Here is a 21719-nt window from a genome sequence, read left to right on the forward strand (position 1 = left end):
TAGCCGGGCATACTTGTCTCGGAGTATGTGTATGTCTGTGCATTCTTGTTTCACAGGGCATACGTGGCAATCGATCAATTTTCATGCTCGTCATGTTCTTTGCTCATGACTTGACCAGGCAGTCCCTAAGCAACGTCGCGGCGGCAAGTGGCAGTAGATCCCGTTCAGCCCATGCGGCGATGAAAACGGTGAATCCTGACTTCATCCCAGAGTCCCAGCGCGAAGAACGGATCATTGCGATTGAATGCCTCGACTTCCTCGCGTGTCTGCGCTTCCACCAGAAAGAAATTGCCGATCTTCTTCTCGCCAGAGTCGTCCACCAACGGACCGGATGTGACAAGAACGATCGGCTTGGTCTCCAGATACGCACGATGCTTCGGCGTATTGGCTTCGCGAAGTTCAAGCCGAGCAAGCGGACATGCGTTGGAGTGCGCCACACTTGCAGTGAGCGCCCGCCCTCTTCCCTAGAACTTCGGATGACATTCGAAATTCACTGACGATGCATGCACGGTCATCATCGCCACACCGCTGACCGTTTCAGTCGTCACACTGCTCTGCATGCCGCGGCGTTCGCAATAGTCGCGCGCCTCGCTTATCGCGCTTTCGTGCGCGCGGGCCCAAGCCATTCTACCGCCCGCCGCGCTCGCCGCTACCGTGTAGGTGCCGGGTTTGTCCGTGGCGACAACGTCGGTCGCCGAAGCGCATCCCACGAGGCCGGCACACGCCGCCACCGCCGCGACAAGCGCGCGCGCCTGGTTGGACAATGAGCTTCGACGCTGCAGCGTTCTGGATGCCCGCTCCTGACCGGGCATGTGATCTGAAACAGTGTTCAACATGATTCGCCTACATTTTTGACCGTTTTACCAATCTCGAAATTATGCGCAATCCAGCGCCCCAGATCAGCCTCGTCATCCGAAAACACTGTTGCATGTGCCTGAATAATCGCTGGCAGTCAGTGCCGGGACGGAACTTCGCAAGTCGGCGGCGTGATGGGACGAACAGCGTAATCCCGTCGGCCTAGGCCAGATTTTCATGGCCTTTCTCGCTCATGCAATATCTGCATTCTTCTCATAAAAACAATGCACTGGCTTTATCCCTCCAGTTGGCTTGAAATTAGCACGGTCATTCGATTTTGCTGCGGCCGGGCGGGGTCGATGAACCCAGACCGAATTCGCCCAGCAGCAAGGCTGTGCAATCAAGTCCGCAACAGGCGGATATAAAAAGAGGAGACATGCATGCGTTTTATCAATCATGGCGTTTGCGGAGCCACACTGATTCTTGCCGCCGGTGGCGCCGCGGCCGCCGAGTCGAGCGTGACCTTGTACGGCATCGTCGATGCGAATATCCAGTATCTCGACAACGGCGGCGTCCATTCGTATGCCGCAAAGAGCGGCGGTTCGAGTGGCTCCCTGTTCGGCCTGAAGGGCACCGAAGACCTGGGCGGCGGCCTGAAGGCGCAGTTCAACGTCGAAACGGGTTTTAACGTGAACAACGGCGGCTTGTTCGTCGACACCTCGGCGCTCTTCTACCGTCAGGCATGGGTCGGCCTGAGCGACGACAAATACGGTTCGGTGACCATGGGGCGTCAGTACGAGCCGAGCTTCCGGGTCATCTACCCGTCCGACCCGTTTCGCGCGAACGAAATGCTGTCGCCGTTTTCGGCCAACGTCCTCGCAGTCGGTCGGAACACGCTCTCGACACAGTACGATTCCGGCCGCGCCAGCAATTCGATCATGTATCAATCGCCGAATCTCAAAGGCCTGCAGTTCTACGGCATGTATGCGTTCGCCGCCACGGTAAGCCAGCCCGTGCCGGCCACGACGGGCAACATGCTGAACGTCGCAGCCACTTACTCGGGCTACGGTTTCTACGCGGGTCTTGCGTATGTGAACCAGCATCCGGGACAGGTAACCATCGCCGGCCTGCCTGCTTCGCTGAGCCTCCTCGGCACCGAGCACTTCATCGGCGCGCTCGCTTACCGGATCGGCATCGTGAACTTCCAGTTCAACTATTCATACAACCGCGCGCAGGACCCGGCGCCAGGGTCGCTGGCCGCGCACCTGGGCACTGGCCATTCGCTGAGCATTGCGGAGTTGGGCGCGACGATCCAGGCAACCCCGGCTGACGTGATCGCAATTGCCGGCGTTCAGCGCAGCGTGCGTGGCGTGCATGACAATACGTCGAGCATCGAAGTGGGCGTCGATCATTCGATATCCAAACGCACGAGTCTGTACATGCGGGCGGGCTACATGAAGAACAACGGTGCCGCCACGGTGAGCTGGCCGGGCGTGACCGTGACCGCACCCGGAACCAAGCAGATTCTTGCGACAGTGGGCGTGACGCATCGGTTCTAAGGCGCATCGGTGCGGGGTTATTCCCCTGCCGGCAACCCGCCCGATGCGCCCAGGGGCGGGCGTGCGGCGTTGCCGCCTGCGTCCGGCAGCGCGATGTCGTCCGGCGTGGGCGTCGGTGCCGACGCCGGCTCGCCGCTGCCATGCGTCTCACCGTCGACCGCCCCGCTCGTCGGCACAGGCGCTTGAAGAAGCGGCGGCTGCGTCGGGAGCGGCTTGGGTTCAACATTCGCACCGGACGCAGATACAGATGCCGACGCAGGTACTGCAACAGCAGGCGCGTGTCGCACCGTATTGCGCGTAACAACCGGCGCTTCGGTCTTCGCGGGCGGCGCCGCGAACAGATGCTGGAACCATTCGCGCAATCTGCCCGAGCGTTCCGTAAACCAGCCTGGCTCCTGGTCGGTCGCGAATCTGATGTGGCTGTCGACCAGCTTCGACCTTTGGGCGCGCTGGAAGAAGTCGCCGACAATCGGCAACGCGCTGTGCGCCCCCTGGCCCCAATAGTCGCTGCGCAAGGTCACCCGGCTGTCGTTGAAGCCAACCCACGCGCCTGCCACGAGTTGCGGCTGGATCAGGATGAACCAGCCGTCGGCGTTACCCTGCGTGGTGCCCGTCTTGCCGGCGACATCGCCGCGCACGCCAAAGCGGCTGCGAATGCTCGAACCTGTCCCCCGGGTCACCACATCGCGCATCACATCGACGAGCGTGCGTGCGGCGCCGGCCGGCAACTCCTGTTTGGGCGGCACCGGTGCGAATTCGGCGAGCACCTCGCCGTTGCGGTCTTCGATACGCGTGACCATGACCGGCTCCACGTAACCGCCGAGGTTGGCGATCGTGCCGTAGGCCGAGACCATCTCCTTGAGCGTCACCGGACTCGTGCCGAGCGCGAGCGACGGCACCGGGTCGAGTTCGCTGTCGCGCACGCCCATGGCGCGCGCCAGTCTCGCGACCTTGTTCGGACCGACCGTTTCCATCAGCTGGGCGGTGATCCGGTTGCGGGAATACGCGAGGCCGTCGCGCAGGCTGATGGCGCGCTCGCTCGGCTCATCCTCGTCGCTCGGCCGCCAGACTTCGCCGCCGGCCAGCGGAATCTCGACGGGCTTGTCGATAAACGTGTCGGACGGTTTGGCGCCGTCTTCGAAGGCCGCGGCGTAGACGAACGGCTTGAAGGTCGAGCCCGGTTGGCGCCGCGCCTGCTGGACGTGGTCGAACGGGTCCTGGCTGAAGTCGCGGCTGCCGACCCATGCCTTGATCTGGCCGTTACGCGGGTCCATCGCGAGAAAGTCGGCCTGCACCCGGGTCTTGGATTCGCATACTGCCTGCACCAGGTTGCGGTCGGATGAAACGCGCTTCAGCGCGTCGTCGTCCGTCAGGCCCGCGTCTTTCGCGGCGCGATAGTCAGGCGTTTCGCGCAGGAAAGTCTGCAGCAGGTCGCGGCCGTTCGCACAACCCGCGCGCGTGCCCCACGCGGAGTTGGCAATGCCCTGCAACTGGTTGCCCTGCAAAGTCACGGCCTGAGTGGCCATGGTCTGCAAGCGTGAATCGATGGTGGTGCGCACCACCAGTCCGTCGGAATAGATGTTGTAGTCGTTGCGATCGGCCCATGCTGCGAGCCACTTGCGCAATTGCTGCGCGAAGTGCGGCGCGGGCCCCGGCGGCTCGGTTTGCCGCTCGAAATCGATACGCAAGGGACGGCGCACGAGCGTCGCATAGGCCGCGGGCGTGAGCTTGCCGTACTTGACCATTTGCGCCAGCACCGTGTTGCGCCGCTGCAGGGCGCGTTCCGGGTTGAGCACCGGGTTGTAGTAGCTATTGCCCTTGAGCATGCCGGTGAGCGTCGCGCTTTCCAGCACGTTCAGGTCGCCGGCCGATTTGTCGAAATAGGTTCGCGCCGCCATCTCGATGCCATAGGCGTTGTAGAGGAACGGCACCGTGTTGAGGTAGGTCTCGAGGATTTCGTCCTTGGTGTAGAGCGCCTCGATCTTGAAGGCCGTGATCGCCTCCTTGATCTTGCGGGTCAGCGTGGGCGCGCGGCCGATCTCGTCCGGATAAAGATTGCGGGCGAGTTGCTGGGTGATGGTCGAGCCGCCCTGGCGGTCACCGGAAAAGGTGTGCAGCGCGGCCGAAGCCGTCCGGCGCCAATCCAGCCCGAAATGCTGGTAGAAACGGTGGTCTTCCGTGGCGATCAGCGCGTTCACCACGTTCGGGGAGATGTCCTTGAGTTTCACCCACTCGCGGTTCGAGGGCTTGAATTCGGCCAGCAGTTTGCCGTCGGCCGAGAGAATCTGGGCCGGCTGCTCGATTTTCGCCTTGCGGATGTCGCCGATGCTGGGTGTGAACGGGATCAGGGCCAGGACATACACGACGAAGAACGCCGGGATTGCAGCGCAGGCCCATGCCACGCCTCGGCGTGTGGGATGGCGCAGATGCCACAGCGCCCGGATGATGAGCGGGTTCGCCAGGATGAGCCCTTTTTCAAGGGTCTGTAGGAATGAGGTGATCAGGCGCTTCACACGGGCTACCGTCTGCTGGGAAAGGCTGAATCCTACCAAGATGCTGAGCGACGGCCGATTTTTGCGTCGCAGATAGGCAAACCCAATCGCCGCGCACAGGCAGAAACCCAAGCCCACTATAATGTCGGCAATTCTGACAAGAGGTGCTTCATGATCATCAAACCGCGCGTGCGTGGCTTCATCTGTGTATCGACCCATCCGGTTGGCTGCGAAGCCAACGTCAAAGAACAGATCGAATACGTCAAGGCACGCGGTCCCATCGCCAATGGCCCGAAAAAAGTGCTCGTGATCGGCGCCTCCACGGGCTACGGCCTCGCTGCCCGCATCAGCGCCGCGTTCGGCGCCGACGCCGCCACGCTCGGCGTGTTCTTCGAGCGTGCCGGCAGCGAAACCAAAGCCGGCACCGCGGGCTGGTACAACACCGCCGCCTTCGAGAAATTCGCCGCGGAAAAAGGCCTGTACGCCACAAGCATCAACGGCGACGCCTTCTCCGATGAAGTCAAGCAACGCACCATCGAAGTCATCAAGCGCGATCTCGGTCAGGTCGACCTGGTCGTCTACAGTCTTGCGGCGCCCAAGCGCACGCATCCGAAAACCGGTGAAGTGTTCAGCTCAACCCTGAAGCCCGTCGGCAAAGCCGTCAACCTGCGCGGCATCGACACCGACAAGGAAGTCGTCAAGGAAACCGTCCTCGAACCCGCCACGCAAGCCGAAATCGACAACACCGTCGCGGTGATGGGCGGCGAAGACTGGCAGATGTGGATCGACGCCCTCATCGAGGCCAACGTGCTCGCCGATGGCGCGAAGACGACCGCGTTCACCTATCTCGGCGAAAAAATCACGCACGACATCTACTGGAACGGTTCGATCGGCGCGGCGAAGAAAGATCTCGACCAGAAGGTGCTCGGTATCCGCGAAAAACTCGCGGCCAAGGGCGGCGATGCACGCGTCTCGGTGCTCAAGGCGGTCGTCACGCAAGCGAGCTCCGCGATTCCGATGATGCCGCTGTACCTGTCGCTGCTCTTCAAGGTCATGAAGGAAAAAGGCACGCACGAAGGCTGTATCGAGCAGGTCTACGGTCTCTACAAAGACAGCATGTACGGCACAGCACCGCACATCGACGAAGAAGGCCGTCTGCGCGCAGACTACAAGGAACTCGATCCCGAAGTGCAAGCCCGCGTTCAGGAACTCTGGACTCAGGTGACCAACGACAATATTTACGAGCTCACCGACTTCAGCGGCTACAAGACTGACTTCCTGCGCCTGTTTGGATTCGAGATCGCCGGCGTGGACTATGAAGCCGACGTCAATCCGGACGTGCAGATTCCTGGGCTGGTACAGGTCTGAGTCTTCGCGGGGCTCTGCCGCCCCGCCTGCCTGTTGCCTGTTTGTAGAACATCGGCGGCCCATTCGGGCTGAAGACGGGCGACCTCGCATGGGCGCTCAACCATCCCCGGCCACGCGGCATCACTCAAATGTCGCGCGGGTGCTTCCGTATCAGCAGGGAAACGCCGCCTGAAGCGTGCGCAGAATGGCGAGGCCGATCGGAAAGTCGTCTGAAAGACCCGGATGGTTGGTGAAAAACTGATCGAGCAGCGGATAGACGTTCTGGTTGCCAATAGCGAGATTCTGCGGCGGGCAGAACAGCGGCGGACGCTTCTTCGACACCAGATCCCCGTTCGCCCACCCCAGCGCGTTGATCGTGCCCGTAATGTAAGCCGCGTAGACCGAGTTGTTATCGGTATGCGCCCAGAGTTTGTATTGCGCGGCCGTCATCTCGGCGCTTGCGTTGAGCGTAAAGCAGGCCGTCAGCAAAGCCAGTGCAAATTTCGATACCCGCATCTTGAACCTTCAATCTGTGTCGCAAAAGCCGCCATTGTAGGCGAGTCGGGGAATGCTGCGCAGAAGCGCTCGTCGATCAGGAATCCGTAAGCATTGGGCGCGTATTTTTGTAAGCATTCCGGCGCGATGCGGATCCTTTGTGCCGGAGTTACCGCGCTCACGGTAATGAGTCACGTAAGCAGCACGAATGCGCTGCTTACGGCGTGCCGTTGCGACAGTACGCCAGGTAGCCTGGGCGCGTGGCAAGGCGCCCCATGTAAGCCATCAGCGCGGGAAAATCGGCGTGTTGCAATGGCGTCTCGAGCCAGCGGTTGACCGACAGCGCGATCGGAATGTCCGCCAGCGAGAACGATGACCCGGCGATGAACGCGCCTGTCTTCTCCAGTTGCCTGTCGACAATTGCAACATGCTTCGCCCAGTTTGCACACGACAGATCGATCTGCTGACGGTCCTGATGAGCCGGAGAATGCCGGACCAGCGCAAGAAACGCGTAGCTCCATGCCCGGTTCAACTCGCTCGCCTGCCAGTCGATCCATTGGTCGCACTTCGCGCGCTCGCAAGGATCGCCCGGATAGAACGACTCGCCGTTATAGCGGCCGGCCAGGTAACGGATGATCGAGTTGGATTCCCACAGCACGAACTCGCCGTCCCGGATCACCGGAACCATGGCGTTGGGATTCAACGCGACGAATTCGGGCACGTCGGTCGCCCTGAATCCGGAACCCCAATCCTCCCGTTCAAACGGCAGGTCGAGTTCGGCACACGCCCACAGTACTTTGCGGACGTTTATGGATGAGGCTTTGCCGAGTATCTGAAGCATGGGGTCGCTCGTTCGATCGCTATGGATAATTTCACCGGGAATCCGGCTCGAATCGTAGCGTATCGATAGCGGGATAAATCGGACATGGACACTTCCCGCGTTGCGCGCTGGGCCAGCCGGCGTCACGACAAAGGATCGGTTAAACCGACTCAAAACCCATCAGCACATTCACCGCATTCACCCCGATCGCCGCGACCGCGTAGCCGCCCTCCATCACGAACAGAGTCGGCTTCCCCACTCGTCCGATCGCCTCGCCGATGCGCAGATAGTCGGCGCTGCGCAGCTTGAACTGCGAAATCGAGTCCTCTTCGAACGTATCGACACCGAGCGACACCACCAGCGCATCCGGCGCGTATTCAGCGACACGCGCGCAAGCCGCGTCGAGCGCCACCGTATAGTCCGCCCACGCCGTGCCCGGTTGCAGCGGGAAGTTCGCGTTGCAGCCGAGACCCGCCCCCGTGCCGGTTTCGTCGGCGTGCCCGAGAAAGAACGGATACTCGGTGCGCGGATCGCCATGCAGCGACGCGAACAATACGTCCGAACGGTGATAGAAGATGCTCTGTGTGCCGTTGCCGTGGTGATAGTCGACGTCGAGAATCGCCACGCGTTTCGCGCCCGCGTCGAGGAACGATTGCGCCGCCACCGCCGCGTTGTTGATGTAGCAGTAGCCGCCCATATAGTCCGCCGCAGCGTGGTGCCCGGGGGGGCGGCACAACGAGAACGCGCCGCGCGCGCCCGCGGTGCATCGGTCATGGGCCGCTCTCGGGTTCCCTCAATGAACCGATGATATTTGATCAAATTTCCCAAAAGAAAAAATCCGTGCGATGATTTGATCAAATCCCATCATGCAAAACGCCCGGCTTCCCCGAACAGGCAGCGCGTCGCGCACGGTTTGCAGCCGCGCTTCGCGCCGTCTTCATCAACCGACTGGAGTCAACCTTGCAAAGCGACCTACGCGACGATCTGCGTGAATTCCTGGAACATCACCACATCCATGAAGTGGAGTGCGTGATACCGGACATGACGGGCGTCGCGCGCGGCAAGATCGTGCCGAAGAACCTGTTTCTCTCGGAAGGCAAGATGCACATGTCGAACGCGCTCCTGATGATCACCGTCAACGGCGAGTTCGCAGATTTCGAACGCTTTGTCGGGCCGAGCGATCCCGACATGGTTTGCATCCCCGATCCCAACACGGTACGGCTGGTACCGTGGGCCATCGAGCAGGTCGCGGTCGTGATCCACGATTGCGTCGGACTCGATGGCAAGCCGATCGGCATTTCGCCGCGCGCGGTGTTGCGGCGGGTGCTGAAGCTCTATGAGGAAAAAGGCTGGCGTCCCGTGGTCGCGCCGGAGATGGAGTTCTACCTGATCGCCCAGAATCAGAATCCGCATGAACCGCTGCGCCCGCCGCTCGGCCGCGCGGGGCGCAGCGAGGCTGGCCGCCAGTCGTTCTCGATCGACGCCGTCAACGAATTCGATCCGTTCTTCCAGGACCTGTCGCGCTTCTGCGAGACCACGCATCTCGGTGTCGAAACGCTCGTGCACGAAGTCGGCGCAGGGCAAATGGAGATCAACTTTTCGCACGGCGACGCGCTCGATCTCGCCGACCGCGTGTTCCTGTTCAAGCGCGCGGTGCGAGAAACCGCCTTCCGTCATGGCATTTTCGCGACCTTCATGGCCAAGCCGATGGAGCATGAGCCCGGCAGCGCGATGCATATTCATCAGAGCATCGTCGATAGTGAAACCGGCGAGAACATCTTTTCTTTGCCCGACGGATCGGCGAGTCCGCTGTTTTTCAACTATATCGGCGGCTTGCAGAAGTACATGCCACAAGCCATGCCGATGTTCGCGCCCTATGTGAATTCGTACCGGCGCCTGTCGCGCTTTACCGCTGCGCCGATCAACGTGCGCTGGGGTTACGACAACCGCACCTGCGGCATTCGCGTGCCTAATTCCGGGCCGGACGGCCGGCGGCTCGAAAACCGCGTGCCGGGCGTCGACGTCAATCCGTATCTGGCGATGGCGGCCACCCTCGCCTGCGGCTATCTCGGCATGGTGGAGCAGCTGGAAGCGTCGGCGCCAATGGTCGAAAGCGCCTACGACCTCGAATACGAATTGCCGCGCGGTCTCGAAGATGCGCTCAAGGCGCTCCTGAAGTGCACCGAACTCGCGGACGTGCTCGGCGACAACTTCGTGCAGGCCTATTGCGCGGTGAAGGAAAAAGAGTTCGAGACCTTCTCGCAAGGCATTACCGCGTGGGAACGCGAGCATCTGCAACTGCTCGTCTGAGCCCGGGCGGCTTATCAAAACATCATTGGAGAAGCTGGATTTGAATACCCGCCACGGCATCAACTGGGAGCGTGCGCAGGCGCTCGTCGAACGCGAACGCCGCGCGTTTACCGAGGCCATGCCGAAATCCCGCGCGCTATCCGAACGCGCCGCGCGCCATCTGTTGTTCGGCGTGCCGCTGCACTGGATGAACGACTGGTCGACACCCTTCTCGCTCTATGTCGATCAAGCGCGCGGCGCCGCGTTTACCGACGTGGACGGTCATCGCTACGCCGACTTCTGCCTCGGCGACACGGGCGCGATGTTCGGCCACTCGCCCGCCCCGGTAGCCCGCGCGCTGGCTGCCCAGGCTGAGCGCGGCTTGACGACCATGCTGCCGGGCGAGGATGCCGCGTGGGTCGGCGAAGAACTCGCACGCCGTTTCGGACTGCCCTACTGGCAGTTCGCGATGACGGCGAGCGACGCCAACCGCTTTGCGTTGCGCTGGGCGCGCGCCGCGACCGGACGCCGGCAGATTGTGATTTTCAACGGCTGCTATCACGGCACCGTGGACGACGTGTTCGTCGATCTCGTCGACGGCAAGCCGCAACAGCGCGACAGCCTGATCGGCCAGGTGCACGACCTGCTCGACACCACGCGCGTGATCGAATTCAACGACCTGGCTGCGCTGGAGAACGCGCTGAAGGACGGCGACGTGGCCTGTGTGCTAGCCGAACCCGCGATGACCAACATCGGCATGGTGCTGCCTGAACCGGACTACTGGCGGCAAGCGCAAGCGCTCATGCGCCGCTACGGCACGCTGCTCGCCATCGACGAAACCCACACCATCAGCTGCGGGCCGGGTGGTTACTCGACGGCGTACGGCCTCGAACCCGACCTGTTCATCCTCGGCAAGCCGGTGGGTGGCGGCTTTCCGTGCGCGGTGTATGGTTTCAGCGCCGAGCTGGCAGCCCGCGCGCAGCACGCCAAGCGCAGCGCACCGCCTGGGCACTCCGGCATCGGCACCACCCTTACAGCGAACATGCTGGCAATGAGCGCGATCCGCGCAACGCTCGCCGAGGTGATGACCGAGGCCGCCTACGATCATATGTTCGCGCTCGCCGAGCGGATCGAAGCCGGCCTGAAAAGCGCGATCGCCCGTCATGGCCTCGCGTGGTGCGTGACGCGCGTCGGCGCCCGCACCGAATTCCAGTTCACGCCGACACCGCCGCACAACGGCGCCGAGGCCGGCCGCCAGCTCGATCCGGAACTGGAGCATATCGTGCACCTGTACCTGCTCAATCGCGGCGTGCTGATCACGCCGTTTCACAACATGATCCTGGTGTGCCCCGACACGTCGGCAGCCGACGTCGACAGACTGGTTTCTACGTTCGACGCCTGCCTTGCCGAACTGACCTGAGTGTTTTCGGATCGAGGTTGATCGAGCGCGGCCGGCGCTAGACTGTCGGCCTTTTTTGCAGCCTTTGGGCAGCCTCTTTTGCAGCCTTTTTGCAGCTTTATTTCGGTCGCCGCACTGAGCTTTATGAAAACTTCGCGCCATCACACGCTGCAGGACCAGACCTACGAAACGCTGCGGCAATGGCTGACGATCGGGCGCTTCGTGCCGGGCGAGCGCATCAAGATCCGTCACGTCGCCGCCGAACTCGGCGTGGGCGAGATGCCGGTGCGCTCCGCCTTGCAGCGCCTTGCAGCAGAATCGGCGCTGGTGAACGTGCCTAATTGCGGCGTGACGGTGCCCCGTCTGTCGAAACAGCAATTCGACGATGTGCTGCGCGTGCGCCTGATTCTCGAAGGCCAGGCCGCCGAACTGGGCGTACCGCATCTCAGTGCGCACGATCTGGAAGCGCTGGAAAAACTGAACGAGGAGATGGCGCGGGCCCTGCGGACTGCCGACGCCAAGGCCTATCTCGACGCCAACGAAGCGTTCCATCTGATTCTGTACCGCGCGGCCGGCTCGCCGCTTCTGCTCGAGTTGATCGAAACGGTGTGGCTGCAGGTCGGGCCGATTTCGAATCTGTTGTTTGGCGAGGCGCAGTTTGCCGGCACGCTCAACGATGCGCACGACGAATTGCTGAACGCCGCGAAGGCGCGCGATGCGGCCGGCGTGCGACGCGCGATCGAGCACGACCTGAGCCATGCGGCGAGTTGTTTGCGGGAGCAATGTTTGTAGGGATCACGCTTTCAGCGTCGCCTGTTCGAGAATCATGTCGTAGAGCGCCTGCGCCGCCGGCGATAACTGAGCGGTCTTGCGCGCCACGAGGACCAGCGTGCGCGAGACCACCGGATGCGTGAGCTCGACGGTGCGAACCGTCGGATACGCACCCTTCTGAATGGCGAGCGCCGGCACGACGGCCGCGCCCACCCCTTGAGCGACCAGGCCGACAGCCGTCGAACTGCGTTGCACTTCATAAAAGGAACGCAGCGCCAGTTCGCTCTTTTCCAGTGCAACATCGAGCAATGCGCGATTGCCGCTGACCTCGCCGGCAAAAATCAGCGGATAGGGTTGCAGTTGCGGCCAGGCGATGCGCCGCCGTTTTGCCAGAGGATGATCTTCATGGCAAATCAGCACGTAGCGGTCTTCCGTCAACGGCACGCTGGCGAGATCCGGATGATGCTCACCGGCGATATTGATGCCGAACTCCACCTCCCGGCGCAACACCGCCTCCTCCACCGCTGACGACGCGTGATCGAGAATCTTGATGCGGTTATGCGGATAACGCGCGGCGTACGCCTGCAAAATGCGCGGCAGATACTGCACGCCCACGGTCGGCACGCAGGCGATCGACACGTCGCCGCGACGGGCCACACCCGTCTCACGAATCTCCACCAGCGCGTCGGCAAGCTCGCCCAACAAGCGGCGCGCCTGCGGTAGAAAACTGCGCCCTATTTCCGTCAGCGCCATGGAGCGGGTGGTCCGCTCGATCAGCGTGACGCCCAGAAACGTTTCGAGCTTACGCAGACGTTGCGTAATGGCCGTTTGCGTGACGTGCAGTGAATCGGCGGCGCTTTGAAAGCTGCCGCGATCCGCGATCGCGACGAACGCCTGGACGCCGAGCGTGTCGATTTTCATTAGAAAAATGAAGGAATTGGAATGATAAATTCATTTTACTCCGCCTTCGCCACCGCACAGAATGAGCGGATTGGATCGTTTTGACATCGCACGCATTGAGCGGATGTCAGCGGAAACGGTCCAGCCATCGAGACAAAGGAGCGTGAGATGAATTCATCGACAAATTGGGTTGCAAAGCAGTACGTGTTGTTCGAAAACGAGCGCACGCGTCCAGTCAGGGATCTGCTTGCAGCGGTCCCGGCGACGGATGGGCAAGTGGCGGTGGACATCGGCTGCGGCCCCGGCAACTCCACCGAGGTGCTGGCAGCCCGCCTGCCCGGCGCGGCGGTCAGCGGTCTGGACAGTTCCGCCGACATGATCGCGGCGGCCAGGAAGCGCCTGCCGCAATTCCAGTTCGAGGTGAGCGACATTTCGAACTGGGCCGCGCCGGGCTCTTACGACCTGATCCTCGCCAATGCCGTGCTGCAGTGGGTGCCGAATCATGAGCAGCTGTTTCCGTCACTGGTGAAGAAACTTGCGCAGGGGGGCAGTCTTGCCGTGCAAATGCCGGACAACCTCGACGAACCCGCGCACCGCCTGCTGCGCGAAATCGCGGCGGACGGCCCTTGGGCCAACAAACTGAGGGGCGTGGAACGCACCATGCGCCACGGCGTCGACTGGTACTACAAGCTGCTCAAACCGCAGTGCGCGCGGGTCGACGTGTGGCGCACCGTCTACCACCACCCGCTCGCTGGCGGCGCGGACGCGGTGGTCGAATGGTTCAAGGGCAGCGCGCTGAGACCGTTCCTCGCCGAACTCGACGACAGCGAAGAAGGCCCCTTTCTGGAGCGTTACCGGGATGCGATCGCGCAGGCTTATCCGGCCCTGGCCGACGGCACCGTGTTGTTGCCGTTCCCGCGGCTGTTTATCGTCGCTACGCGCTAGCAGGGCCGCGCCGGTTGCCGGTTGCCGCCGCGTAGTATTTGTGGTGCCGGAGCCGCCAGGGTCAGTCAGGCATTGCCGCTCGTGAATTCTGCGTGATATTGTGTAACGTAAGCGGAGGGCGGCTTGCCGTCCCCACCGGAACGCAATTTACAGCAGCGAGCGTCGCCATGAGTGATGTACGCCATCATCTGAGTCCACGGGACCGTTTGGAGCTGTTGTGCTGGCTCACATGCGGCTGCCTTGGCGCTTATTACCTGAATGAGGACTGGCCTGACGCGGCGTTTCACGTGCAGGCCGCCCATAAGTGGCTCGACCATCGGTCCCGGGAAGCAGACTGGCTGAGTATCGCCAGGTTGTCGGCAACCGCACTGGAGATTGCGCGGCGGCACGCGAAATTTGTCGAGGCCGATTGGGCGCGGGATGCTGTCGAGGAGATTCTCGATACGGACGAGCTTGACCCGCAAGCGCGACTGGTGAAGCAGGTGCTGACGGATTGCCAGAACGCGCTAGCGGACAAGCGCCTGGCAGATTAAAAATTGTGCCGCAGGCCGACGATCACCGAGAGCTGTTTATCCGTGTCCGAATTGACGATATTCGGAATCTGCGCCAGATTCTCCGTTTGCCCCGTCGACGGATTGATCCCCAGTCCGGCGCCTGAGGATTTCTGCCCGATTTTCTGCCCGATCACCACCGCATAGACCGCCGTCCGCTTCGGCAAGCTGTACACCGCGCCCTGCAAAGCACCCGCGCCGCCGCGCAAAGCCCCCCTGAGCCCAAACTTGAAACGCAAAATGCCTGCGCTGAACGCGCTAAAAGCCTTCGAAGTCGCTGGCCGCACGGGCAGCTTTACCCGCGCAGCGGAACTGCTGAACGTGACACAAAGCGCGGTCAGCCGGCAAGTCCGGCAACTGGAAGCCCAACTCGGCGAGACGTTGCTCCAGCGTCACCACCACCATCTGGAGCTCTCGGCCGCCGGCCGCATCCTCCTGCAAGCACTGCAACAATCATTCGACCGGATCGAGCTCACGGTCCGCAGCCTGCAAGAGAAAACCCACCGCAACCGCCTGCGTATCAACGCGCCGCCCACCTTCACGAGCCGCTGGCTGATGCCGCGCCTCGGACGTTTGCGTGATGCGCACCCGCATCTCGAACTCAGCCTGTCGACCCGCGTCGACGACAATCTCGCCGAATCGGGCGTGCTTGACTGCGCCATCCGCTTCGGCAACGGCGAGTGGGACGGTTTCGACAACCGTCTGCTGATGAACGAACGGCACATCGCTGTCTGCGCGCCCGCGTTGCTTGCGCGTCAGGCCGGCCGCGCGCCCATCGACCTGAATCAGTTCACGCTGCTGCACGTGCTCGCGAGCGCCGATCAGCGCTATCTGACCTGGCAGCATTGGTTAAAGGCGGCCGGCATTGAAAACGTCGACACCCGCGGCGGCTACGAGTTCGATCTGCTCGATCACGCGATCCGGGCCGCTATCGACGGGCTTGGCGTGACGATCGCCGATCGTCACATGATCGGGCGTGAGCTGGCGGAGGGGCAGTTGGTACAAGTGCTCAATGTGCACGTCGACGGCCACCAGTCGTATTGGCTCGTTACGCGCGCAGAGCAGGACGAGTTGCCGCACGTCGCGCTGTTCCGCGACTGGCTGCAGCAGGAAATCTGGCTGACCGAACGCGCACTCGATTCGTCGGAGTCGGCACAGTCAGGCTGAGAGGGTTGATGTTTGCCATGCATCATTGCTCCGCGTTGCGGCGTGCAAGATGCGGCGTTTACCTGACATAAAAGACCGCGCCGATGGCGTCGCATCGGCGCAGTTTTCTACCGCTTTGAAGCTCCACCGCCAACCCTCGGGCAGCGTCAGGCGGCAGCAGCCAGTTCCGCCGCTTCGGGCCTAAAGGTGGCTTCGATGGCGGCATCCTCAAGAATCATCTCGGCGCCCTTCTCCGCCACCATCATCGTCGGCGCATTGATATTGCCCGACGTGATATTCGGAAAGATCGACGCATCGACCACGCGCAAGCCGGCAATGCCATGCACCCGCAAACGCGCATCCACCACCGAGGTGCGCGGGTCGTCGCCCATCGCGCACGAGCCGCACAGGTGATAGATCGAACCTGATTGCTCGCGGAAATACTGCAGAAAGCCTTCACGCGTATTAACCTGCGGCCCCGGCGAAATTTCCTCGACCGTGATCTCCTTCAACGCCGGCGATGCCATCACCTTGCGCACCAGCTCGCAACCCTGGATCACTTCGTCGATGTCCTTCTCCGTGGTTAACGCGTTGATGCGGATTTTCGCGGCGTCTTCCGCACGGTTCGACGCGATTTCGATCGAACCGCGGCTCGTCGGCCGGCACGGATTGAATGCCAGCAGGAAGCCCGAATACGGCTCGGGTTCGAGATTCGCCTTATTACTCTTCGGAATCCGATACGACAGCGGATTGAAGTAAAGCTGCAAATTCGGCTGTGCTTCCCGATCGTTGCCCTTGAAGAACCCGCCCGACTGGTTCACGCTCATCGCGAGCGGCCCCTTGCGTGTCAGCAGATACTGCAGGCCGAGCTTGAGCTTGCCGAGCAACGGCCGCATCTCGTCGTTCAGCGTCTTCACGTTCGCGCGATAGTAGAAACTCACGCACAGATGGTCCTGCAGATTCTGCCCCACAGCGGGCAGTTCCTTGACCATCGCAATGCGATGCTTCGCCAGCAATGCGCTATCGCCTACGCCCGAGAGTTGCAGCAGCTTGGGCGAATCGACCGCACCGGCCGACAGAATCACCTCACGGGTCGCCATGAACTGACGCGTAGTGCCGTTCTGCGTAACGGTCACGCCAATTGCCCGTTGGTTCCCGTCGAATAGCACGCGGCTTGCCAGCACCTCACGCTCGACCTTCAGATTCTTGCGCGTCAGCACCGGATGCAGGTATTCGAAGCTGCTCGACGACCGCCGCCCGTTGCGCGTATTCACGTCGTAGATGCCGGCGCCTTCGAATCGTGCACCGTTGAAGTCGTCGCTGCGCTTATAGCCGGCCTGGTCGCAGCCCTTCAGGAACACGCGGCAGATCGGATGGACCTCATCCTTCATCGGCGAGATACGGATCGGGCCGTCCGCGCCATGATACTCGGTGTTGCCGAGCGGATGCGATTCGAGCTTGCGGAAATACGGCAGCACGTCGCGAAATGCCCAGCCCGGGTTGCCGGCCGCGGCCCAGTCGTCAAAATCATGCGGCTGGCCACGCACATAGATCATGGCGTTGATCGAACCGGAACCGCCCTGTACTTTGCCGCGCGGGCAATAGATCGGCCGGTTGTCGAGTTCCTTTTCGGGTTCGCTGTAGTACATCCAGTTATAGGTTTCGTTGTAGTACGTCCTGGTGAAACCCACCGGGATCTTGAACCAGAACGAACTGTCCTTGCCGCCCGCTTCGAGCAGCAGTACCGAATATTGACCTGACGCCGAAAGGCGATTGGCGAGAATGCAGCCCGCCGAACCCGCGCCGACGATGATGTAATCGTAGTTCATGCTCTATGTCGCCCGAGGGCGCTCAGTCCATTGAATGCGAAAATCGGGTTGAAACTCACAGGTCGACTCCCGCAGGTCGAACCCGACGGGTTCAATCCGGGTTCAACCCTTGGCCGGCGCGAGATCTTTCACGTCGGCGGGAAGCGCGGCCATTTGCAGATGCAGACGCTCGCCGGTGTACGGCGTGTGCTGCCGCACGACGTCCATGTTCAACTCCACGCCCAAGCCCGGTTCCCGCGAAGGAATGATGTAGCCGTCTTCCCATTGAATCGGCTTCTTCAACACGGCCGCATGGAAGCCGTCCCACGTGCCGATGCTTTCCTGAATCAGGAAGTTCGGCGTGCAGGCTGCGAGCTGAATGCTGGCCGCCGCGCCGATCGGCCCGTTGTACAGATGCGGCGCGATCTGCGCGTAATACACCTCGGCGATCGCGGCGACTTTCTTCGCTTCGAGCAGGCCGCCCACACGCGCCACGTTCAGTTGCAGGATCGACGCGGCACCCGCTTCGAGCAGCTTGAAGAATTCATACTTGGTGGTCAGGCGCTCGCCCGCGGCAATCGGAATGCTCGTGTGCTGCGCGACTTGCGCCATCGCGCCTTCCTGGCCCGGCGGCACCGGTTCTTCGAACCACAGCGGATCGTATTTCTCGAGACGTTTGGCAAGCCGGATTGCCGAGGACGGCACCATCTGCCCATGCGTGCCGAACAGCAGATCGGCCTTGCTGCCGACGGCTTCGCGCACGCGCCGGCAGAAGGTCTCGCAACGGTCGAGCACTTCCATCGACAGTTGATGGCCCGAATAAGCCGTATACGGCCCCGCCGGATCGAACTTCACCGCGGTGAAGCCGCGCTTTACGTTTTCAGCGGCGCATTCGGCGGCGAGATCGGGATCGTCGTAGTCGTATTCGCCGCGGCTGTTCTTCGGATACAGGTACGTGTACGAGCGCAAGCGCGGGTTCACCATGCCGCCGAGCAACTCGTACACCGGCTTGTTCGCCGCCTTGCCGATGATGTCCCAGCACGCCATTTCCAGCCCGCTGACCACGCCCATCATCGTCAGATCGGGGCGTTGCGTGAAACCGCTCGAATACGCTTCACGCCAGAGCCGCTCGATATGGTGCGGATCTTTATCGAGCAGGTAGCGGCCGAATACATCGTCGATGATGTGCGTCATCGCCTTCGGATGGAACGTCGCCGAATAGATTTCGCCGACGCCTTCAATGCCGCAATCAGTCTTGAGTTTGACGAAGATCCAGTACATGCCGCCCACGTGCGGCGGCGGTACGGCGACGATATGCGTTTCGAGCGAGACGACCTTCATTTACGCAACCCCTTTCGTATTAAGCATGTTTCTCAGCGCCAGGCCGGCAAAGCCGCCGAGCGCCGCCATTCCGGCCACATAGCCGAAGTAAAGCTGGTAACCGAAGACACCCGGGAAGTTCTGCGTCAGATAGCCATTGATCAACGGCAGGAACACGTCGGGCGAATACCCGAGTACGGAGATCAGGCCAATGGCGAGGCCCATCGTTTCGACCGGGATATTGCAGCGGTCCAGCAGCGACCAGTACAGACCGCGAATCGCGTAAGTCAGAATGCCGATGAAAAGCACGAGGAACACCAGCAGCACATGGCTCGAGATGCGCGGCGCCGCCATCAGGCCCAGCAGCGACAGTGCCGCGAGGAAGAGCGCGATCACCAGCACCGAGACCTTCGAATAACGGTCGCCGAGAAAGCCGCCGCCGATGCCGCCGATCGGCCGCATCCACAGCTTGAGCGTGGTGATCGTGCCGGCCATCACCACCGTCAAGCCGATCTCGCCTTCATGCAGATACGCGGAGAAACTGTAGGTGGCCCAAAACACCTGGTAGCCGCAGAACACAATGGCCGCGACCAGCCACAACGCGGGAATCGACGCGAGCGTTTTCAGATCGGCCAGCACGTTGCTGCGTTTGCGCGTGGCGCGGTTGGCAGCGGCGTCTTTTGTGCCTTGCGGGTCTTTGACGAGCGCGAGCACCACACCGAGCGCGATGCACAGAAAGGCGTACATGTAGACGACCAGCTTGAAACCGGCCGCCACCGGCTCCCCCTTGGTCTGGGTGAACCAGGCGAACAGCGTGATCGCAATGGTCGCGAGCATGGCTTCGATCAAGCCGCGTCCGCCGTCGAGCAAACCGAAGAAGCGACCCTGCTCGTGCGTGCCGGCGATCATTGCCACGCGCTTGATGACGGCAGCCCAGAACGTCAATCCAGTCGTCAAGCCCCAGCCGCCGAAGATCAGCATCAGCACGTTGAACGACGGCGCGGTCGAATACCACAGACCGAGCACGCCGGTTGCAATCAGCGAAAAGCAGATCAACAGGCGCGGCGCGATCCGGTCGGCGAGCCAGCCGCTCGGCAGGTAGCTCAGCAGAAAGATCGTGCCGAGCGACGAATACAGATAGCCGAGCTGACTATCGGTGATGTGAAACACTTCGAGCATCGTCGGCTGATAGACCTGCCGAAGATACAGAATCGGGTAAATCGCGCCGGCCGCCAGCACCAGCAACATGAGCTGGATATAGCGGTGAGCCTTGCTGTCTTGCAGTGCGGCTTCTGCGTCGCTTGAGGCGAGCGACGCGGTGGATTGAACAGGTTGAGATGACACTTGAGTTCTCCTGATAGACACAGCGCCGCTCAAACGGTCCGCCGGATCTCTAATTTGTTGTTATAAGTGCAGCGAGTTTGCTGCGTTTCTGTGGGTTTCAAGGCGACGCGTGCTGTCTACTCCGAATCGCGCAGCACGCGCCGGTTGCAGCTTCAGTACTTCATGACCACGAGACGGGTCTGCGTGAATTCGAGCATGCCGTGCTTGCCGTCGTCGCCGCCGAGCCCCGAACGTTTCCAGCCCGCGTGGAAACCTTGATACGGATCGGCTGGCGTACGGTTCACATACAACTCGCCCGCCTCGATGCCGTTGGCGATTTTCATCGCGCTGCGATAGTTCTCGGTGTAGAGCACCGACGACAAACCAAACTGATGGTCGTTGGCCATTTCCAGCGCTTCGTCGAGCGTGCGGTATTTGACGACCGGCATGATCGGACCGAAGCTTTCTTCCTGGATGATTTCCATGTCCTGACGGCAGTTCGAGAGCAGCGTAGCCGGATAGAAAAAGCCCTTGCCTTGCGGCAGTCTGCCGCCGGTTTCGAGCGTGGCGCCCGCGGCAATCGCGCGCTCGACCATGCCGTGAATCGACTGACGCGAGGCGTCGTTGACAAGGGGCCCCATCAGCAAAGGCTGTTCGCTGCGATCGCCGCTTTCCACCGCGCTCATGTGCTTTTTCAGCAGTGCGACAAAACGGTCATGCACGCTCTCCTGCACGTAGACGCGTTCGATCGCCGTGCAAAGCTGCCCGCAGTGAGTGGTTTTGGACGCAACCAGATCGCGCGCGGCCTGCTCGAGATCGGCATCCGCCTCGATGATGGCGGGCGTCTTGCCGCCCAGTTCGAGCGACGGCCTGGCGATGTTCGCCTTGCAGTATTCGAGCACCTTGCGGCCGGCGCCGACGCTGCCGGTCAGCGTGATCATGCCGACCTTGGGATGCGTACAGAGCGCCTCGGCGGTTGCATGATTCATCGCGAGAATGTTGACGACGCCGGCCGGCAGCCCTGCCTTCTCAACCGCCTTAGCGATCTCGAACGCCGAGGTCGGTGTGTTGTTGCTCGGGCGCACCACCACCGTGTTGCCGGCGATCAGCGCAGGCGCCACCTTGCGCATGAACGTATAGACCGGATAGTTGAATGGGATCAGGCAAGCGACTACACCGATCGGCTCCCGATGCAGCACGAGGTTTTCGTCGGGCGTGTCGCTCGGGATCACCTCGCCTTCGATGCGGCGCGCCCATTCGGCGTGGTAGCGGGTGATCTGGCCAGCGTAGATCGCTTCATTGGTGGCGTCGGCAACGCTCTTTCCCGACTCCAGCGCGAGCGCCGCGCCAATGGCGGGCGCGCATTCGGCGAGGGCATCGGCGAACTTGTGCAGATAGACCGCGCGCTCGGCCGAAGGCAGCTTGCGCCAGCCCTTTTGCGCGGCTGCGGCGGCGTCGACCGCGGCGATGACCTCGGCCCGGGTAGCGCCCGTGACGTGGGCAATTACGGCTTCGGTGGCGGGGTTGGTGACGGCGATGAGCTCGTCGCTTGCCGCATCGATGAAGCAGCCGTTAGCAAAATTCCGATCGAGTCGCATGTCGTCTCCTGAAAAAGCGGCTGCGGTAGCGCATTGCCTTCATGCCGAAGGTGCACGAACGGAATTTTTCTCCGGAGGCACGGCGCCCCACAAGCGAATAATTCGCGGGACAAACATTCGAAAAAATCACGTTTATCCAGGGATGTGCCTCATACGCGACT

At 61.8% G+C, this 21719-nt stretch carries 19 protein-coding genes and 1 pseudogene; 8 read left to right on the forward strand and 12 right to left on the reverse strand.

Annotated features, from left to right (window positions below):
- Positions 1–164: 164 nt before the first annotated feature.
- Positions 165–437, reverse strand: a complete 273-nt coding sequence (locus P3T22_RS03525) for a YciI family protein (RefSeq protein ID WP_063496188.1) — start codon at positions 435–437, stop codon at positions 165–167.
- A 27-nt stretch (positions 438–464) separates the two neighbouring features.
- Complete coding sequence (locus P3T22_RS03530) at positions 465–836, reverse strand: hypothetical protein (RefSeq protein ID WP_429324237.1); 372 nt, start codon at positions 834–836, stop codon at positions 465–467.
- A gap of 399 nt (positions 837–1235) precedes the next feature.
- Here P3T22_RS03530 and P3T22_RS03535 point away from each other — a divergent pair, with 399 nt between their 5' ends.
- Positions 1236–2354 carry a porin gene (locus tag P3T22_RS03535; protein ID WP_063496189.1) on the forward strand — a complete coding sequence of 373 codons (1119 nt, stop codon included), beginning with the start codon at positions 1236–1238 and terminating at the stop codon, positions 2352–2354.
- Positions 2355–2371: 17 nt separating this feature from the next.
- Here the strand turns inward: P3T22_RS03535 and P3T22_RS03540 are convergent, their stop codons facing one another.
- On the reverse strand, positions 2372–4867 hold the full coding sequence (locus P3T22_RS03540) for a penicillin-binding protein 1A (protein ID WP_063497956.1): 2496 nt from the start codon (positions 4865–4867) through the stop codon (positions 2372–2374).
- A 150-nt stretch (positions 4868–5017) separates the two neighbouring features.
- Between P3T22_RS03540 and fabV the strand changes: the two genes are divergently transcribed.
- A complete protein-coding gene (gene fabV / locus P3T22_RS03545; RefSeq protein WP_429324238.1) occupies positions 5018–6214 on the forward strand; it encodes an enoyl-ACP reductase FabV in 1197 nt (398 codons plus the stop codon).
- Between the two features lie 150 nt (positions 6215–6364).
- Here fabV and P3T22_RS03550 read toward each other — a convergent pair whose 3' ends face one another.
- The 3 genes and pseudogenes from P3T22_RS03550 to P3T22_RS03560 form a co-directional block, all read right to left on the reverse strand.
- Positions 6365–6709 (reverse strand): hypothetical protein, encoded by a 345-nt coding sequence (locus P3T22_RS03550; RefSeq protein ID WP_063496191.1) that lies wholly within the window; start codon positions 6707–6709, stop codon positions 6365–6367.
- A 196-nt stretch (positions 6710–6905) separates the two neighbouring features.
- Entirely contained in the window at positions 6906–7529 is a 624-nt protein-coding gene (locus P3T22_RS03555; protein ID WP_063496192.1) for a glutathione S-transferase family protein, read from the reverse strand.
- A 139-nt stretch (positions 7530–7668) separates the two neighbouring features.
- Positions 7669–8268: pseudogene (locus tag P3T22_RS03560) on the reverse strand (histone deacetylase family protein); the annotation flags it as partial.
- A gap of 200 nt (positions 8269–8468) precedes the next feature.
- Here P3T22_RS03560 and P3T22_RS03565 point away from each other — a divergent pair.
- The 3 genes from P3T22_RS03565 (at position 8469) to P3T22_RS03575 (ending at position 11988) form a co-directional block, all read left to right on the forward strand.
- Entirely contained in the window at positions 8469–9818 is a 1350-nt protein-coding gene (locus tag P3T22_RS03565; RefSeq protein ID WP_063496194.1) for a glutamine synthetase family protein, read from the forward strand.
- A 40-nt stretch (positions 9819–9858) separates the two neighbouring features.
- Positions 9859–11217 (forward strand): aspartate aminotransferase family protein, encoded by a 1359-nt coding sequence (locus tag P3T22_RS03570; protein ID WP_429324239.1) that lies wholly within the window; start codon positions 9859–9861, stop codon positions 11215–11217.
- Positions 11218–11340: 123 nt separating this feature from the next.
- Positions 11341–11988: a GntR family transcriptional regulator gene (locus tag P3T22_RS03575; protein WP_063496196.1), complete on the forward strand. Its 648-nt coding sequence runs from the start codon at positions 11341–11343 to the stop codon at positions 11986–11988.
- 3 nt (positions 11989–11991) lie between these two features.
- Here the strand turns inward: P3T22_RS03575 and P3T22_RS03580 are convergent, their stop codons facing one another.
- Positions 11992–12888 carry a LysR family transcriptional regulator gene (locus P3T22_RS03580; protein WP_063496197.1) on the reverse strand — a complete coding sequence of 299 codons (897 nt, stop codon included), beginning with the start codon at positions 12886–12888 and terminating at the stop codon, positions 11992–11994.
- 147 nt (positions 12889–13035) lie between these two features.
- Between P3T22_RS03580 and tam the strand changes: the two genes are divergently transcribed.
- Together tam and P3T22_RS03590 are read left to right on the forward strand one after the other, a co-directional pair.
- Positions 13036–13812 carry a trans-aconitate 2-methyltransferase gene (tam, locus tag P3T22_RS03585; RefSeq protein ID WP_063496198.1) on the forward strand — a complete coding sequence of 259 codons (777 nt, stop codon included), beginning with the start codon at positions 13036–13038 and terminating at the stop codon, positions 13810–13812.
- A 167-nt stretch (positions 13813–13979) separates the two neighbouring features.
- The gene (locus tag P3T22_RS03590) at positions 13980–14345 is read left to right on the forward strand and encodes a hypothetical protein (RefSeq protein WP_063496199.1); all 366 of its coding nucleotides are present in this window, start codon (positions 13980–13982) and stop codon (positions 14343–14345) included.
- Here P3T22_RS03590 and P3T22_RS03595 read toward each other — a convergent pair.
- Entirely contained in the window at positions 14342–14602 is a 261-nt protein-coding gene (locus P3T22_RS03595; RefSeq protein ID WP_063496200.1) for a hypothetical protein, read from the reverse strand. The two genes, P3T22_RS03590 and P3T22_RS03595, sit on opposite strands and share 4 nt — an antisense overlap.
- A gap of 1 nt (position 14603) precedes the next feature.
- Here P3T22_RS03595 and P3T22_RS03600 point away from each other — a divergent pair, with 1 nt between their 5' ends.
- Positions 14604–15530 carry a LysR substrate-binding domain-containing protein gene (locus tag P3T22_RS03600; protein WP_429324240.1) on the forward strand — a complete coding sequence of 309 codons (927 nt, stop codon included), beginning with the start codon at positions 14604–14606 and terminating at the stop codon, positions 15528–15530.
- Between the two features lie 146 nt (positions 15531–15676).
- Here the strand turns inward: P3T22_RS03600 and P3T22_RS03605 are convergent, their stop codons facing one another.
- The 4 genes from P3T22_RS03605 to aldA form a co-directional block, all read right to left on the reverse strand.
- The gene (locus P3T22_RS03605) at positions 15677–17338 is read right to left on the reverse strand and encodes a GMC family oxidoreductase (protein ID WP_429324241.1); all 1662 of its coding nucleotides are present in this window, start codon (positions 17336–17338) and stop codon (positions 15677–15679) included.
- 102 nt (positions 17339–17440) lie between these two features.
- Complete coding sequence (locus P3T22_RS03610; protein WP_429324242.1) at positions 17441–18658, reverse strand: mandelate racemase/muconate lactonizing enzyme family protein; 1218 nt, start codon at positions 18656–18658, stop codon at positions 17441–17443.
- On the reverse strand, positions 18659–19981 hold the full coding sequence (locus tag P3T22_RS03615) for an MFS transporter (protein WP_063496204.1): 1323 nt from the start codon (positions 19979–19981) through the stop codon (positions 18659–18661). It abuts the gene before it with no gap.
- A gap of 152 nt (positions 19982–20133) precedes the next feature.
- The gene (gene aldA, locus P3T22_RS03620; protein ID WP_429324243.1) at positions 20134–21558 is read right to left on the reverse strand and encodes an aldehyde dehydrogenase; all 1425 of its coding nucleotides are present in this window, start codon (positions 21556–21558) and stop codon (positions 20134–20136) included.
- Positions 21559–21719 lie beyond the last annotated feature (161 nt).

It is taken from the genome of Paraburkholderia sp. GAS348, from assembly GCF_050434205.1.
Classification (GTDB): Bacteria; Pseudomonadota; Gammaproteobacteria; order Burkholderiales; family Burkholderiaceae; genus Paraburkholderia.